Raw genomic sequence first — 14,106 nt, 5'->3', positions numbered from 1 at the left:
ACGAGACGAGAATAGGTTCCTTCCTTTGCTGTCCTTGAAAGTAAATCGCCCGCATTTTAGGCGAACACGTTTAGAATTATCCGCGACGATGGTAAGTATAATTTTCTGAAAAAGGAACCGCTAAAATTTGGTGGAACGCCATATACCAATGATTCTAAATGCAAATATTAAACAACCGCGGCGTCGCGGCCCGGCCGCGCCGCGACTTTCTCAACTTGTTGTTCGTCTCGGTAAATACGCCGGGCGCTATCAGGTTAACAGGCGGGCGGGTGGATAAGCCTTGTGGCTGACGCCGTTTCGGTTTGAACAGCTCGCACCGGGCGCGTGTCATACGAGATCCGCTTGATTGGTTCGGTGTCATTCCCGACGCTCGCGCAGCGAGCGATCGGGAATGACAAGCCCCAATCCGAGCTATTCAAACGGAAACGCTATCATTCCCGGCGGGCTGAAAGGTCCGCACCAGAGCGCTGGCTTTGCCCAGAGCCCGTCATTGCGAGCGAAGCGAAGCAATCCAGGGCGGCGATGCGGCCCTGGATTGCTTCGTCGGCTCCGCCTCCTCGCAATGACGGCGATGATTTCCTGTGTGTCCAAACGGCGCGAGGCGCCGGCGGCCACCCTCGCGTCTCCAGCGCACCCGGCAAGAGCACGATGAAATCAAGGAGATGCGCGCCCGATCACTGAAACGGGTTATGGACGATGAAGGAGTAGTTGACCGCCAGACCCGCGTTGAACTGGTTGCGCGAGCCGATCAAATTGGGGATCGGGCTGGAGCCGACGCTACCCAGCAACCGCTGGCCGCCGCCATAGATCGAGACGCTCACCTTGTCGTTCAGCGTATAGCGGGCCGTCGCCATGCCGCCGGCTGCGGTGAAGCCGCCGGTCGCCGTATAGGGGGTGAGGCGCCCGTTCAGCAGCGCCTCGAAGGGCGTCACCGAGAAATAGGCGTTCGCATAGGCGTTGTCGCCGAAATTGAGCCGGGGCCCCACGGAGAAGCGGAAGGGGCCGACCGACTCATAGGCGTCCGCATAAAGCGCCGCCACAAAGCCCTTGTGCCCGTCAATTCCCTGCCGCATCTCGGCGCGCAGGCGGAGATGATCGAAGGGGTGAAGCTCGACGAAGCCGCCCACCTCATGGGTCAAAGCGACGCGATGCAGACCGAAAAGCCCGTCGCGCTGGCCGCGCTGGAAGACGAAGTTTGCGACCGGACCGGCGCGCACATAATCCAGATCGAGGACGGGGAAGCCGAAGCCCTCGTCCGGCGTGGAGAAGGTCTCGGCCTCGCCGACCCGGCGCACGGCGACCGCCGGGAAGGGATAGGGGCGAACCTGACCAGAGCCCGGAAAGCTCGGCGATATCGCGCCGATGACGCTCACCGTGACGATCCAGCCGTTGGCGTCGGTCTTGGGCGGGGGAATCAGCTCGGCCGCGCCTGCGCCGCCGGCGCAGGACAAAGCGGCGACGGCGGCTGCGCCCCAAATTTTGACGACTCCGAATCGCAACGAAAACAGCCCTCACAACACGGTTCTTGATAGTTCTTTAACAACTCCCGGCCCCGCTTGTCACTCTCTGCCACGCTAAAGCGTCAGCATCTTGGCGAGCGTAGCCGTTGCGCAACACTTCGACTGGCGGACGGTCCTCGCGAACGTGGTTCTCAGGGCTGGCGGTAAAGCCAGGCGTTGCGGGCGAGCATGCCGCGCCCGCCCAGCGCCCGGATCGCAAGATCGCGCCCCAGCGCCGCCGGACCGGCGAGGTGGAAATAATCGCCCTGCCGGCGCGAGGCCCGAACAATTTGCGAGGCCCGGGGGATTCTTATCTGTTGATAAGCCGCAAAGGCCGTCTCGGCGGTCGCGCCGAGCTGCAGAAAGGCGCGACCCAGCGCCTCGGCGTCTTCGATCGCCTGAGCCGCGCCCTGCGCCAGGAAGGGCAGCATGGGATGGGCGGCGTCGCCCAGCAGCGTGACGACGCCCTGGCTCCAGCTTTCGAGCGGCGGGCGGCCAAAAAGCGGCCAATGCCGCCAGGACGCGCCCGCCTCGATCAGCGCCCGCAGCTCCGCGGCGGGACGCAGACGCTCGAGCGCGCGGGCGAGCTGCGCCCCGTCGAGAGAGAGGATCGAGGCGCCCTCGCTCTGGCGCGGCGGCTCGGCGACGATGACGACGACATTGATGATGCTTCCGTCGCGCAACGGATAATGCACGACATGGGCGCCGGGCAGCATCCACAGATTGCTCTCGCGGGCGCGAAAGGCGGCGGGCGCCAGCTCCGCCGGCACAAGCGCGCGCCAGGCGGTGAGGCCGGAATAGACGGGCGCGTCTTTCTCTGTCGGGAGAAGGCGCCCGCGCACGGCCGAGCGCAGCCCATCGGCGCCGACGAGCCCGGCGCCCTCGATTTCCTCGACGCCGTCGCCGGCGTGGACGCGCAAAGAGACGCCGCCCGCGCGTTCCTCGAAACTGCCGACCCGCGCGCCCGCGCGGACCTCGATCGCCTCATGGGCGAGCGCCGCTTGCAGCAAAACCTGCTGAAGATCGGCGCGGTGATAGACCCGGAACGGCGCGCCCCAGCGGGCGCGGGAATCCGTAAGATCGAGCTTCGCGAGAACGGCGCCGTCGCGTCCCCGGCGGATATTGATGGCTTGCGGCTCCAGCGCGACGGCGGCCAGCGGCTCTTCGAGGCCGAGGCCCGCCAGAATCCGTCCGGCGTTGGGGGCGATCTGGAAACCGGCCCCGACCTCTTCGATCTTGGGGGCGCGCTCCAACACGAGCGCGCGCTTTCCCGCGCGGGCCAGCGACAGCGCCGCCGTGAGGCCGCCGACGCCGGCGCCCGCGATGACGATGGGGGCGCTCATGGGCGCGCTTCCGGGCTAAGCTCGTTTTCGCGATCGGCGTGGTTGGCCATGGCGGAAGGAGCCCCCAGGGCGGTCATCAAAAATTGTCAGGCCGCGTCGGCGGCTTGATCGTGATAGACACATTCCGCCGGCTCGGCGCCGCCGTGAAGCGAGGCGTCGTAGACGTAGAGCGTCGAGCAATAGGGGCACACCGCCTGCGTATCGGCGCCCATGTCGATATAGACATGCGGATGGTCGAACGGCGGCAGCGCGCCGATGCACATGAACTCCTTCGCCCCTACGCGAATCTGGGCGACGCCGGGCGTATTGTGGAAATGGGGCGTGGAATGTTCGGCCATGGTCCGCTCTTTCAGGTGACGCCGCGCCGGCGGCTCGACAACGCTGCCGCCCCCTATATTGCAGCCCAGCGGAATTGGATAGGGGGCGCGGGGACTCCCCCGCGCCTGAGCTGACTCAGCCCTTGTTAGACTTCAGCAGCAGGTTTTCGCGGCTCCTCACCTGCGACAGCAGGCGGTAACGGGAGACCCGCCGTCTCGGCCGGCTTCGCGCGGCAAGGCTCGGGCCGATGTCGATCGAGGTTCCTCCGAGCAGGCGCATATAGGTTCCGGTATGGTGCTGCATGGAAGCCTGCGTATACCAGTCCGCCGGATAGAGCTCGAAGCATGTGCCCGGCAGCGGGGCGTTATTGGCCTGCTGCTGCAAATAGCTCGCGCCTTCGAGCAGCAGCGCGTCCTGCCACAGGACGAGGGCGACATAGGCGGCGTCCGGGATCGGGATGCTGCAGGGATCATAGATGGTCGAGACGGCGTCCAAATTGCCCCAGGCGAGCGGCGCGACGTCCAGCGTGTTGTAATAGCGGGGGCAATAACCGAAGGTCGATGTGTAATAATCGGCAAAGGCGCTATTGCCTGCGGTCAGGGCCGCGAAGGTCGCCGGAACGATCGGGTTGTTGACCCCGACAGCGGCGAGCGAGGCTTGCAGCGAAGGCGCCAGCACGGTGGTGACGCATCCGCCGAGACTATGGCCCGTGCACACCAGAACCGGATTGTCATTCTGCGGCGACTGGAGAAAATCGGCCAGGAACGCGGAAAGCGACGCCCCGTTAGACGTGAAGTCCTGGATCGTCTCCAGCGCGTAAAGCGTTCCATCGGCTACAAGCGCCGGGCTATCGGCGGGCAACCAGGGCGGCGTGCTCTGGAAGATGACGTAAAAATCCTCGAAGGCCTGCTGCAGCACGCCCCAAAAATCATTGACGTCGACATCCGTGCCGCGCGTGACGACCGCCGCGAAAACCGGCGGCAGGCCCGGTCCGTCATAATAGGCCGCGACGAACACGAGATTCGCCAGATCGTCGCTTTCAGCCGGCCCCCAGACGCATTCCCAGCGGCCTCCGGCGCTCAGAGGCGGCATGTTGTTGTTGACGAGGGAGGGGATGGACGAGGGGAGCGCGTAGGAGATCTGGCAAAGCTGGAGATAGGCGACGCCAAAAATATCGGTTGGCCCCGCCGGCTGCAACATTGCTTGCTTCAACTTGTCGGACATAAGCATTTCTCCGAAGAAATAAGAAAGATACTGAAAGCGTCGACGTTTCGCCGACTTACGATCTATGTCTTCGGAGGCGAGATTAGGCAAGCTGAGCCGTCGCTGATCGCTCCGCGGCGGCGCAGTCTGGCTGACGAATCGATCAGCCCGCGATTTTCAGCACATGGCTCAGCAGGAAATAAAGCGAGCCCGAGAGAAGAATGGCGCAGGGGAGCGTCAGCCCCCAGGCCATCAGCAGATTGCGGATCGTGCCCATCTGCACGCCGGAGCCGTTGGCCGCCATCGTGCCGGCGACGCCGGACGACAGCACATGGGTGGTGGAAACCGGCAGGCCGAACATGTCGGCGGCGGCGATCGTGCTCATAGCGACGAGCTCGGCCGAGGCGCCCTGGCCATAGGTCAGATGCTCCTTGCCGATCTTCTCGCCCACGGTGACGACAATGCGCTTCCAGCCGATCATGGTGCCGAGGCCGAGCGCGATGGCGACGGCGATCTTCACCCAGGTCGGGATGAATTTCGTCGCCTTGTCGATGTGGTCCTTATAGTCTTTCAGCACCTTTTTATCCGCCTCGGTGAGGTCGGCTTCCTTATCCTTGGCGAGGAAGCGCAGCGCCTCGGAGGCGAGATAAATGTCGTTGCGCGTGTTGCCGACGGCGGCGAAGGGAATCTTCGAGATCGCGCCATAGGAATCGATCTCCTTGGAGATCTCGCGCATCAGCGCGGCGAGCGACGGATAAGTGCCCTCATTGAGCTCATGGCGCGAGATGTAATTCGTCACTGCCGGACGCGGATCGCCGAGCACCTGATAGCCCGCGGCCTTGGCCTCCACGACCTTGGAGGCGGCGAGCGACGCCTTGGAAAAGGCGGCGATATGGCTCTCGGGCAGCGCGCGGTTGAGCGCATAGGCCGTCGGCACCGTGCCGATCAGGATCAACATGATGAGGCCCATGCCCTTCTGGCCGTCGTTCGAGCCATGGGCGAAGGAAACGCCCGTGCAGGTAAGGATCAGGAGGCCGCGAATCCACAACGGCGGCGGGTTCTGGCCCTGCGGCTCCTTGTAGAGCTCGGCCTTGCGGACGATGAACTTCATGAGCAGCAGCAGCAGGGCGGCCGCTGTGAAGCCGACGAGCGGCGAGAGCAGCAGCGAATAGGCGATCTCGGTCGCCTTGCCCCAATCGACGCCGGAAGTGCCATCACGCCCGCGCATAAGAGCGTTGGCGACGCCGACGCCAATGATCGAGCCGATCAGCGTGTGCGAGGAAGAGGCCGGCAGGCCCAGCCACCAGGTGCCAAGGTTCCAGATGATCGCCGCGATGAGCAGCGCGAAGACCATGGCGAAACCGGCGCTGGAGCCGACTTGCAGGATCAGCTCCACGGGCAAGAGCGACACGATGCCGAAAGCCACCGCGCCGGTGGAGAACAATACGCCGAGAAAGTTGAAGAACCCCGACCAGATGACGGCGACATTGGCCGGCATGGAGTGGGTGTAGATGACGGTCGCGACGGCGTTGGCCGTGTCGTGGAAGCCGTTGACGAATTCGAAGCCGAGCGCAATCAACAGCGCCACGCCGAGCAGGACGAAAGGCAGATAGGCGACGATCGGCGCGCCCGTGTCCTTGAGATCGCTCCAGATGCTCCAGGCCGTATAGCCCAGGCCGCAGGCGATGACGCCGAGAAACGCCAACAGGCCGCGAATGTCGAAAGAATGATCGAGCTTCGGCTTCGCGTTCGCCGGCCCGTGACTGGCGCCAAGATCAATTTCAGAAGCAACAGAAGTCATTATAGGCCCCCTGTGAAAAGGAGCCTTATTCAAGCCCGTCGCCGCAACCTTAACGTGACATTAACTATTCAGATGAATCGCGGGGTTGCCCCTCGGAGAGGCCCAAGGCCGCCAGCCGCGCGCGCTCCTCGGCCGTCAATTCAGTGGAGCCTGCGGGAGCCGCCCGGCGCCGGCGCGAGGCGCTCCAGACGGCGGCCGCGCCTGCGAGCAGCGCGAGGAGCGGCGCGGCCCAGAGCAGGATCGTGCCCATTTTCAGCGGCGGCCGCAGCAGAACGAAGTCGCCATAGCGGGAGTGGACATACTCCTTCACTTCGGCGTCGCTGAGACCGTCTTTGAGCTTCTCGCGCACGAGCACGCGCAGATCCTTGGCGAGGGAGGCGTCGGAATCGTCGACCGATTGGTTTTGGCAGACGAGGCAACGCAGCTCGCTGGTGATGGCGCGCGCGCGGGCCTCCATGGTCGGGTCGGGGAGCTTTTCACCGGGGGTGACGGCGTGGACCGGGGTGATGAGCAGGAGCGCCATCATTGCAGCGGCCCCCACCCCAGCCCTCCCCCGCTTCGCGGGAGAGGGAGCGAGGCGCGGGCCTTCATTGGCGATGTGGATCGTGAGCGTCCCCTCTCCCGCGAAGCGGGGGAGGGACAGGGAGGGGGCCTTCCGCATCATTCCGCAGCCTCCGGCATCGCCACCGCGCTCGCCCGCCGCGCCACGCCGATCCGCAGCCGGCGGTCGGCGAGCGAGCAGGCGCCGCCAAAGGCCATAATCAGCGCGCCGATCCAGATCAGCGTGACGAAGGGCTTCCAATAGAGCCGGGCGTCGATTGTCCCGTCCTCATGCGAGTCTCCAATCGCGGCGTAGATCTGGCCGAGGCCCAGCGTGACAATGCCGGCCTCGGACCGCTGCATCTTGCGGGCCTGATAGAAGCGCTTGGCGGGTTCGATTTTGGCGACGGTCTCGCTCCCCGAGCGCACCGCCATCACGGCGTAGGTTTCGGAATAGTTCGGGCCGTTGCGGGGCGAGATTTCCTCTATGCCGAGCTTATAGGGACCGACGTCGTAATAATCGCCGGGCTTCATGGCGACGATATTCTCGACGCCCCAGCCGGTCGCCGCGAGGCCGAGCAGCGTCAGCCCCATGCCGGCGTGCGAGAGCGACGTCCCCCAGGCCGAAAGCGGCAGGCCGCGCAGGCGCGAGAAGACGGCGCCGGCGGAGGAGGCGCGGAAGGTCGCGCGCTGGGCGATGTCGCTCACCGCGCCGACGACGAGATAGACGGCGATGCCCCCCGAAACGATGGAGAGGAAAGGCGTCCCATAGAAGGCGCCGAGCGCCGCCGCCGCCAGTAGGCCGATTGCAAAGGCCGCGCGCAGGCGCTGCAGCGCCGCCGGCAGGTCGCCGCGTTTCCAGGCGAGCATCTGGCCGATGGGCATCAGCAGCGCGAGCGGCAATGCGATGGGGATCAGCACCGTATTGAAGAAGGGCGGGCCGACCGAAATCTTCTCGCCCGTCAGCGCCTCCAGAGCGAGCGGATAGAGCGTCCCGATAACAACCGTCGCACAACTCGCGGAGAGCAGGAGGTTATTCACCACCAGCGCGCCCTCGCGCGAGATCGGCGCAAAGACGCCGCCGATCGGGAGCGAGGCCGCCCGCAAGGCGAAAAGCGCCAGAGCGCCGCCGATGAAGAAAACCAGAATCCCGAGAATGAAGACGCCGCGCTCGGGATCGCTGGCGAAAGCATGCACCGACGTCAGCACCCCCGAGCGCACGAGGAAGGTGCCGAGCAGCGAGAGCGAGAAAGCGAGAATCGAGAGGAAGATCGTCCAGACCTTGAGCGCCTCGCGCTTTTCCATCACCGCCGCGCTGTGCAGCAGCGCCGTACCCGCGAGCCAGGGCATGAGCGAAGCGTTCTCGACCGGGTCCCAGAACCAGAAGCCGCCCCAGCCGAGCGTGTAATAGGCCCAGTAGGAGCCCATGGCGATGCCGAGCGTCAGCGCGGTCCAGGCGAAAAGCGTCCAGGGCCGGGCGAAACGCGCCCAGGCGGCGTCGATGCGGCCGCCGATCAGCGCGGCGGCGGCGAAGGAGAAGACGATCGAGAAGCCGACATAGCCCAGATACAGCAGCGGCGGATGGATCGCGAGACCGGGGTCCTGCAGGATCGGATTGAGGTCGCGTCCCTCCCACGGCGGCTGATCGACGCGCGCGAAGGGATTGGACGTCAGCAGGATGAACAGCAGAAAGGCCGCGCCGAGCAGGCCCTGAACGGAAAGCGCGTCGGCGCGCAGTCTATCCGGCATAGCCGACGAGAAAATCGCAACGAGCGCGCCGCAGAAGGAAAGGACCAGCACCCACAGCAGCATGGAGCCTTCGTGATTTCCCCACACGCCGGAGATTTTATAGACGAAGGGCTTCAGCGAGTGCGAATTCTCGATGACGTTGACGAGCGAGAAGTCGGAAACGACATGGGCGTATGTCAGCGCGCCATAGGCGAAGGCGACGAAGAGGAACTGCGCGATCGCCGTCGGCCGGGCAACGCGCATCAGCGACGAATCGTTCAGCCGCGCGCCGGCGGAGGGAATGGCGAATTGCAGCAAAGCGAGGGCGAGCGCGAGAATGAGCGCGTAATGTCCGGTTTCGACGATCATTGAGGGATCTCCTCCTTCTCCCGCCCGCGGGAGAAGGTGTCGCCGCGAAGCGGTGACGGATGAGGGCCCTCACCCGACCCTCGCTGACGCGAGGGCCACCCTCTCCCGCTTGCGGGAGAAGGGAAGGGGGCCAGATGCTTCACTTCTTCTCTCCCTGCCACACGCCCTGCTGCTTCAGCTTGTCCGCGACGTCGCGCGGCATGTAGCGCTCATCATGCTTGGCGAGCACGCTGTCGGCCTTGAACTTGCCGTCCGTTTGCAGCAACCCGTCGACGACGACGCCCTGGCCCTCGCGGAAGAGATCGGGCAAGAGGCCCGTGTAGGCCACGGCGAGGTCTTTGGTCTTGTCGGTGACGGTGAAGGCCACGTCCTTGCCGTTCTTGACGACGCTGCCTTCCTTGACGAGTCCGCCGATGCGCAGCCGCGCGCCGGGCGCGACCTGCTTCTGGGCCAGCTCCGAGGGCGTGTAGAAGAAGACGATATTGTCGCGTAGCGCGAAAAGCATGAGTCCCGCCGCGAGGCCCAGAACGGCCAGCGCCCCGATGATCAGCGTCAGTCTCTTGCCTTTGCGCGTCATGTCGCTCTCACTGCTGTTTTTTCCCTTCTCCCGCCTGCGGGAGAAGGCGTCGCCGCGAAGCGGTGACGGATGAGGGCCCTCACCCGACCCCTGCTGACGCAGGGGCCACCCTCTCCCGCTTGCGGGAGAGGGATATCACCCCCCGATGTTCAATTCCTTCGCCAGCGCCTCGATGCGCGCGACTTCCTCGAGCTTGCCGGCGAGCGCCTTGCGGGCGTCCTCGACAGCCTTTTTCGCCTTTTCGGGCTCCGACAGCACGCTATAGGCGCGGATGAGCCGCAGCCAGCCTTCGATATCGTCGCCTTTGCTCTCCAGCCGCGCCGCGAGCTTGTCGACCATGCCCTTGATCGTCGCGGCGCGCTCGTCCGCCGGCATGGCGGCGATGACCTTGCCCTGCGCGCTCGCGGGCCCCTGCGCGAAGGGCGGCCGCTCTTGCGCGTCTTCGCCGCGCAGCGCCGCCAGCCGGCGCTTCACGGCCGGAAGATAGGACGCGTCCGCCGAAGCCTCGGCTTCGAGCTTCTCGAAAATCCCGACGGCCTTGTCCTTCTCGCCCGCCTGCTCTGCGCCGACGCCAAGATAATAGGCGGCCATCACATTATTGGGGTCGAGCGCCAGCGCCGCCTCGAAATCCTGCCGCGCCTGCGGCGTCACCTTGCCTTCGGCGACGATCATGCGGGCCTGACCCAAATTGGCGTGGCGCTCCGCCGTCGCCCCGAGGAGCTTCAACGCCCTGGAATAAGTGTCGATCGCCTCCTCGCCCCGCCCCGAGCGCAGGTAATAAGGCGCCACCACTTCGAAACCGCGGCCATCCTCGGGATGCTCGCGCAAATGCTGCTCGATGCGGGCGACGGCGCCGGCGAGATCGCCCTTGTCGGGCTGGGAGTCGAGCCGCGCCGTCAGCGGCATGTCCGGCATGTCGACTTTGCCAAGGCGCAGATAAAGCGGCAGCGAGACCGCGGGAACGATGACCATCGCGGCAAGCGCCGCCGCGAGCGCCGCCTTGCGGGAGCCCTGGGCCCGCGCCTTCGGAGCCGCTTCGGCGCGCAGCAGGCGTCGGGCGGCCTCGGTCTTCGCGACCTCGGCTTCGACCGGGTCGAGGCGGCCCTCAGCGCGCTCGCGCGCGATCTCGGCGAGCTGCTCCTCGAAAAAGGCGATGTCGGCGGCGCCCGCGTCTTTCGTCTCGCCCCGCATGGCGAGCGGCAGGAGGACGGCCATAACCGCGGCGCCGGTGAGGAGAGCGAAAATGAGCCACATCATGGAAGCGCTGTTTAAGGCTTTGCCGGGCGCTTTGGAAGAGAAATGCGGCTTGCGCCGCCACCCCCCCCGCTCAGGCGGGCCACAAACCGGTATAAGATGCGGCGACGAACTGTTTTACGCGGGACCGCCCATGCTTTTCGACGCGCCGACCATCGAGCAGCTTTCCATCGTCATCTCCCAGGTGACCGGCCCGGCCTTTCTGCTCGCCGCCGAGGCGCAGCTTTTGGGCGTGCTCGTCTCACGGCAGGATCGGATCGTGGATCGCGCGCGCGAGCTTGCCGATCTCGACGACGGACACGCCCAGGCGCATCGCAAGGTCGAGGTGCCGATCCTGCGGCGGCGCGCCGTGCTGGTCCACCGCTCGATCTATTGGGGCGTGGCGAGCTGCGTCGTGACGAGCTTTCTCGTCATCGTCGCCTTCGCATCGGCGTTTTTCCGCTTCCGTCACGAATTCGGCGCGGGGTTTCTGTTCATGATCGCCATGGGGCTTTTCACTGCGGCGCTCGTCGCCTTCGCCCTGGAGATAAAGCTCGCTTATGCGGAAATCGACGCCGCGGACACGTTGATGAAGCAACGGGACCGTCGGCGCGGCCATCTGAAGGCGCCGGCGCAGGAGTGATACGAGATCCACTCGATTGGTTCGGCGTATCCCGGACGCTCGCGCCGTTTGGACACACAGGACTCACCGCCGTCATTGCGAGGAGCCGGAGCCGACGCGCCGCATCGCTGCCCTAGATTGCTTCGCTTCGCTCGCAATGACGGGCTCTGGGCAAAACCAGCGCTCTTGTGGCTGTGGATTCCCGGTCGGGCTTTCAGCCCGCCGGGAATGACAAATCCCGATGCGAGCTATTCAAACGGAAACTGCCTCAGCCCTCCCCGAACACCCGGCGGAAGATCGTATCCACATGCTTGAAGTGGTACGAGAGGTCGAACAGCTCGTCCAACTCCGTCGGCGAGAGCTTGGCGCTCACATCCTTGTCCTTGCCAAGGAGATCGCGGAACTCGCCCTCGCCCCGCCAGACCGGCATGGCGTTTCGCTGCACCATGGCGTAGGCGTCCTCGCGCGAGACGCCCTTTTGCGTCAGAGCGAGCAGCACGCGCTGCGAATGGACGAGGCCGCCGAGCTTGTCCAAATTCTTCTGCATATTCTCGGGGTAAACGAGAAGGTTCTCGACGACATTGGTGAGCCGCGCCAGCGCGAAGTCGAGCGTCACCGTCGCGTCGGGGCCGATCATGCGCTCGACGGAGGAATGCGAAATATCGCGCTCGTGCCAGAGCGCCACATTCTCCATGGCCGGAATCGCCATGCCGCGGACGAGGCGCGCTAGGCCGGTGAGGTTTTCGGTCAGCACCGGATTGCGCTTATGCGGCATGGCCGACGAGCCCTTCTGGCCCGCCGAGAAATATTCCTCGGCCTCCAGCACTTCCGTGCGCTGCAAATGGCGGATTTCGATCGCGAGCCGCTCGACCGAAGACGCAACGACGCCGAGCGTCGCAAAGAATGCCGCATGGCGGTCGCGCGGAATGACCTGCGTCGAGACGGGCTCGGCGACGAGGCCCATCTTGTGCGCGACATATTCTTCGACGCGCGGATCGATATTGGCGAAAGTGCCGACGGCGCCTGAGATGGCGCAGGTCGCGACCTCCTTGCGGGCGTGTACCAGGCGTTCGCGGGCGCGGGTGAATTCCGCATAGGCCTGCGCCATTTTGAGCCCGAAGGTGGTGGGCTCGGCGTGAATGCCATGCGAGCGACCGATGGTCGGCGTGAATTTATGCTCGAAAGCGCGCTTCTTGATTGCCGCGAGCAGCGCGTCGACATCGGCGATCAGCAGATCGGCGGCGCGCGAGAGCTGCACGGCGAGGCAGGTGTCGAGCACGTCCGAGGACGTCATGCCCTGATGCACGAAGCGCGAATCCGGGCCGATGAATTCGGCAAGATGGGTGAGGAAGGCGATGACGTCATGTTTCGTCACGCGCTCGATCTCGTCGATGCGGGCGACGTCGAACTCGACGAAATCCGCCTTGTCCCAGATATTCTTGGCGCTTTCCTTGGGGATGACGCCAAGCTCGGCCAGCGCGTCGCAGGCATAGGCCTCGATCTCGAACCAGATGCGGAAGCGCGTCTGCGGCTCCCAGATCGTGGTCATCTCGGATCTAGAATAGCGAGGGATCATGGGCGCAGCTCAGGTCTGGAACGCATTGGGAGGGCTCGCGCTAGCATAGAGCGGCGGAAAGCGCAAAAGAGCGCCTCGGGACCGCGAGCCTTCGGGCTCGCAGCCCATCCCGTCGTTGCGAGCGGAGCGAAGCAATCCAGGGCAGCCATCGCGGCTCTGGATTGCTTCGTCGCTTGCGCACCTCGCAATGACGGACGCCAGCGCATGCCCATCATCGCTACTTGGCCGCGCTGGACCAGCTTCCCGGCATTTCCCGGCTCTCTCCCAAGCCGCCCAAAAGAAAACGCCCGCATGAGCCATGCGGGCGTTTTCTTTGTTCGTTAGAAAGAAGCGCTTACTTCTTGGCCGGCGCAGGAGCCGCGGCCGGAGCGGCGCTCTTGGCTTCGAGCTTCTTGCGCTCTTCCTCGGCCTTCTTCTGCAGCTCTTCCTGCAGCTTCTTCTGCTGCTCCTCGAGCACCTTGGGGTCGATCGCCGGGCCGTCGAAGGCTTTGCCGAAGTCGTTCAGCGGCAAATAGAAAGTGACCTCGGTATTGGCCTGGTTCTTGACGATGACCGTCATTTGCTGGGCCTTCTTCATGCCGTCGACCGAGGCCTTCTTGACCTTCGCCTCGGCGAAGCAGCCGTTCGGGAAGCAGATCTCGAAGGCGCCGGCCTCCATGGCTCCCTTGTCGATCGCGAAGCGGAAGCCCGGCTTCAGCATCAGGCCCGGCGGCAGCAGCAGACGGATGATCTTGGTGTCGTCGCCCTTGGGATCATAGACCGCGAGCGCGAGCAACGGCTGCGGCGCGTCGCCTTCCTTGGCGGCGGCGCCGAAATCGCGGGTCGTGTAGCAGACTTCCTTCTTGGTCGCCGGATCGCTGCCGCAGACCTTGGTCCAGTCGGGCTGCACCGCCTGAAGCGTGGCGGTGATGGGGCCCTGCGCCCCGCCTGCGGCAGGCTGCTGCCCGGCAGCGGCCGGAGCCTGCTGGGCTTGCGCCGAAACGCCGGCGAGCAGGAAAGCGCCTGCCAGCGCGACCGCGGCGGACCGCGAGAAGAGGTTCGACATTTCCGAAGTCCCTTTCGATTGCTCTCTAGCCGGCGCTCTTCCGGCTTCTAAACAGCTCTTGTTGTCTCGTCTTGCGGGGGCCGCCCGCCTGCGCGGACGAAAAATGGAACGCCCTTGGAACTTTTGCCCCGACCGCGATTCTCCCCCGGCGCAGCCGCCGCGCCGGAGCGACGGCAAAGCTCTTACCTTGTCGCCGCGGCAAATTCCAGCGGTCCCCGGCGCGCATAAAGCCCCCGCGAGCGCCGATTACGT

At 65.1% G+C, this 14,106-nt stretch carries 12 protein-coding genes; 1 reads left to right on the top strand and 11 read right to left on the bottom strand.

Features of this window, described 5'->3' with window-relative positions; genetic code table 11:
* Positions 1-674 precede the first annotated feature (674 nt).
* From QNA11_RS15605 to ccmI, 9 genes are all read right to left on the bottom strand, one after another.
* Entirely contained in the window at positions 675-1,499 is an 825-nt protein-coding gene (locus tag QNA11_RS15605) for a MipA/OmpV family protein (RefSeq protein WP_283483732.1), read from the bottom strand.
* Between the two features lie 152 nt (positions 1,500-1,651).
* Complete coding sequence (locus QNA11_RS15600) at positions 1,652-2,842, bottom strand: FAD-dependent monooxygenase (protein ID WP_283483731.1); 1,191 nt, start codon at positions 2,840-2,842, stop codon at positions 1,652-1,654.
* Positions 2,843-2,928: 86 nt separating this feature from the next.
* Positions 2,929-3,180 carry a zinc-finger domain-containing protein gene (locus QNA11_RS15595; RefSeq protein ID WP_202071161.1) on the bottom strand — a complete coding sequence of 84 codons (252 nt, stop codon included), beginning with the start codon at positions 3,178-3,180 and terminating at the stop codon, positions 2,929-2,931.
* A 115-nt stretch (positions 3,181-3,295) separates the two neighbouring features.
* Positions 3,296-4,384, bottom strand: coding sequence for a lipase family protein (locus QNA11_RS15590; RefSeq protein WP_283483730.1), 1,089 nt, complete (start codon positions 4,382-4,384; stop codon positions 3,296-3,298).
* Positions 4,385-4,526: 142 nt separating this feature from the next.
* A complete protein-coding gene (locus QNA11_RS15585; RefSeq protein ID WP_283483729.1) occupies positions 4,527-6,164 on the bottom strand; it encodes an inorganic phosphate transporter in 1,638 nt (545 codons plus the stop codon).
* A 64-nt stretch (positions 6,165-6,228) separates the two neighbouring features.
* Positions 6,229-6,828, bottom strand: coding sequence for a cytochrome c-type biogenesis protein (locus QNA11_RS15580; protein ID WP_349362203.1), 600 nt, complete (start codon positions 6,826-6,828; stop codon positions 6,229-6,231).
* The gene (locus QNA11_RS15575) at positions 6,825-8,801 is read right to left on the bottom strand and encodes a heme lyase CcmF/NrfE family subunit (RefSeq protein WP_283483728.1); all 1,977 of its coding nucleotides are present in this window, start codon (positions 8,799-8,801) and stop codon (positions 6,825-6,827) included. Before QNA11_RS15575 ends, QNA11_RS15580 begins: the two co-directional genes overlap by 4 nt.
* Before the next feature lie 139 nt (positions 8,802-8,940).
* Positions 8,941-9,378, bottom strand: coding sequence for a cytochrome c maturation protein CcmE (gene ccmE / locus QNA11_RS15570; protein ID WP_283483727.1), 438 nt, complete (start codon positions 9,376-9,378; stop codon positions 8,941-8,943).
* A gap of 135 nt (positions 9,379-9,513) precedes the next feature.
* On the bottom strand, positions 9,514-10,635 hold the full coding sequence (ccmI, locus tag QNA11_RS15565; protein ID WP_283483726.1) for a c-type cytochrome biogenesis protein CcmI: 1,122 nt from the start codon (positions 10,633-10,635) through the stop codon (positions 9,514-9,516).
* 130 nt (positions 10,636-10,765) lie between these two features.
* Between ccmI and QNA11_RS15560 the strand changes: the two genes are divergently transcribed.
* On the top strand, positions 10,766-11,254 hold the full coding sequence (locus QNA11_RS15560) for a DUF2721 domain-containing protein (RefSeq protein WP_283483725.1): 489 nt from the start codon (positions 10,766-10,768) through the stop codon (positions 11,252-11,254).
* A 247-nt stretch (positions 11,255-11,501) separates the two neighbouring features.
* Here QNA11_RS15560 and purB read toward each other — a convergent pair whose 3' ends face one another.
* The gene (gene purB, locus QNA11_RS15555) at positions 11,502-12,809 is read right to left on the bottom strand and encodes an adenylosuccinate lyase (protein WP_283483724.1); all 1,308 of its coding nucleotides are present in this window, start codon (positions 12,807-12,809) and stop codon (positions 11,502-11,504) included.
* Positions 12,810-13,143: 334 nt separating this feature from the next.
* Positions 13,144-13,854 (bottom strand): invasion associated locus B family protein, encoded by a 711-nt coding sequence (locus QNA11_RS15550; RefSeq protein ID WP_202071155.1) that lies wholly within the window; start codon positions 13,852-13,854, stop codon positions 13,144-13,146.
* Positions 13,855-14,106: the final 252 nt, after the last annotated feature.

The sequence above is a fragment of the Methylocystis sp. JR02 genome, assembly GCF_030063565.1.
Classification (GTDB): Bacteria; Pseudomonadota; Alphaproteobacteria; order Rhizobiales; family Beijerinckiaceae; genus Methylocystis; species Methylocystis iwaonis.
The sequence above is the reverse complement of the archived record's forward strand: the minus strand, read 5'-3'. Positions and strand labels throughout refer to the sequence as shown.

What these genes read in the sequence shown, in the direction of transcription:
- ccmE (WP_283483727.1), bottom strand. Translation starts at nt 9,378, where the DNA reads ATGACGCGCAAAGGCAAGAGACTGACGCTGATCATCGGGGCGCTGGCC.
- QNA11_RS15590 (WP_283483730.1), bottom strand. Translation starts at nt 4,384, where the DNA reads ATGTCCGACAAGTTGAAGCAAGCAATGTTGCAGCCGGCGGGGCCAACC.
- QNA11_RS15585 (WP_283483729.1), bottom strand. Translation starts at nt 6,164, where the DNA reads ATGACTTCTGTTGCTTCTGAAATTGATCTTGGCGCCAGTCACGGGCCG.
- QNA11_RS15575 (WP_283483728.1), bottom strand. Translation starts at nt 8,801, where the DNA reads ATGATCGTCGAAACCGGACATTACGCGCTCATTCTCGCGCTCGCCCTC.
- QNA11_RS15580 (WP_349362203.1), bottom strand. Translation starts at nt 6,828, where the DNA reads ATGATGCGGAAGGCCCCCTCCCTGTCCCTCCCCCGCTTCGCGGGAGAG.
- ccmI (WP_283483726.1), bottom strand. Translation starts at nt 10,635, where the DNA reads ATGATGTGGCTCATTTTCGCTCTCCTCACCGGCGCCGCGGTTATGGCC.
- QNA11_RS15550 (WP_202071155.1), bottom strand. Translation starts at nt 13,854, where the DNA reads ATGTCGAACCTCTTCTCGCGGTCCGCCGCGGTCGCGCTGGCAGGCGCT.
- QNA11_RS15600 (WP_283483731.1), bottom strand. Translation starts at nt 2,842, where the DNA reads ATGAGCGCCCCCATCGTCATCGCGGGCGCCGGCGTCGGCGGCCTCACG.
- purB (WP_283483724.1), bottom strand. Translation starts at nt 12,809, where the DNA reads ATGATCCCTCGCTATTCTAGATCCGAGATGACCACGATCTGGGAGCCG.
- QNA11_RS15595 (WP_202071161.1), bottom strand. Translation starts at nt 3,180, where the DNA reads ATGGCCGAACATTCCACGCCCCATTTCCACAATACGCCCGGCGTCGCC.
- QNA11_RS15560 (WP_283483725.1), top strand. Translation starts at nt 10,766, where the DNA reads ATGCTTTTCGACGCGCCGACCATCGAGCAGCTTTCCATCGTCATCTCC.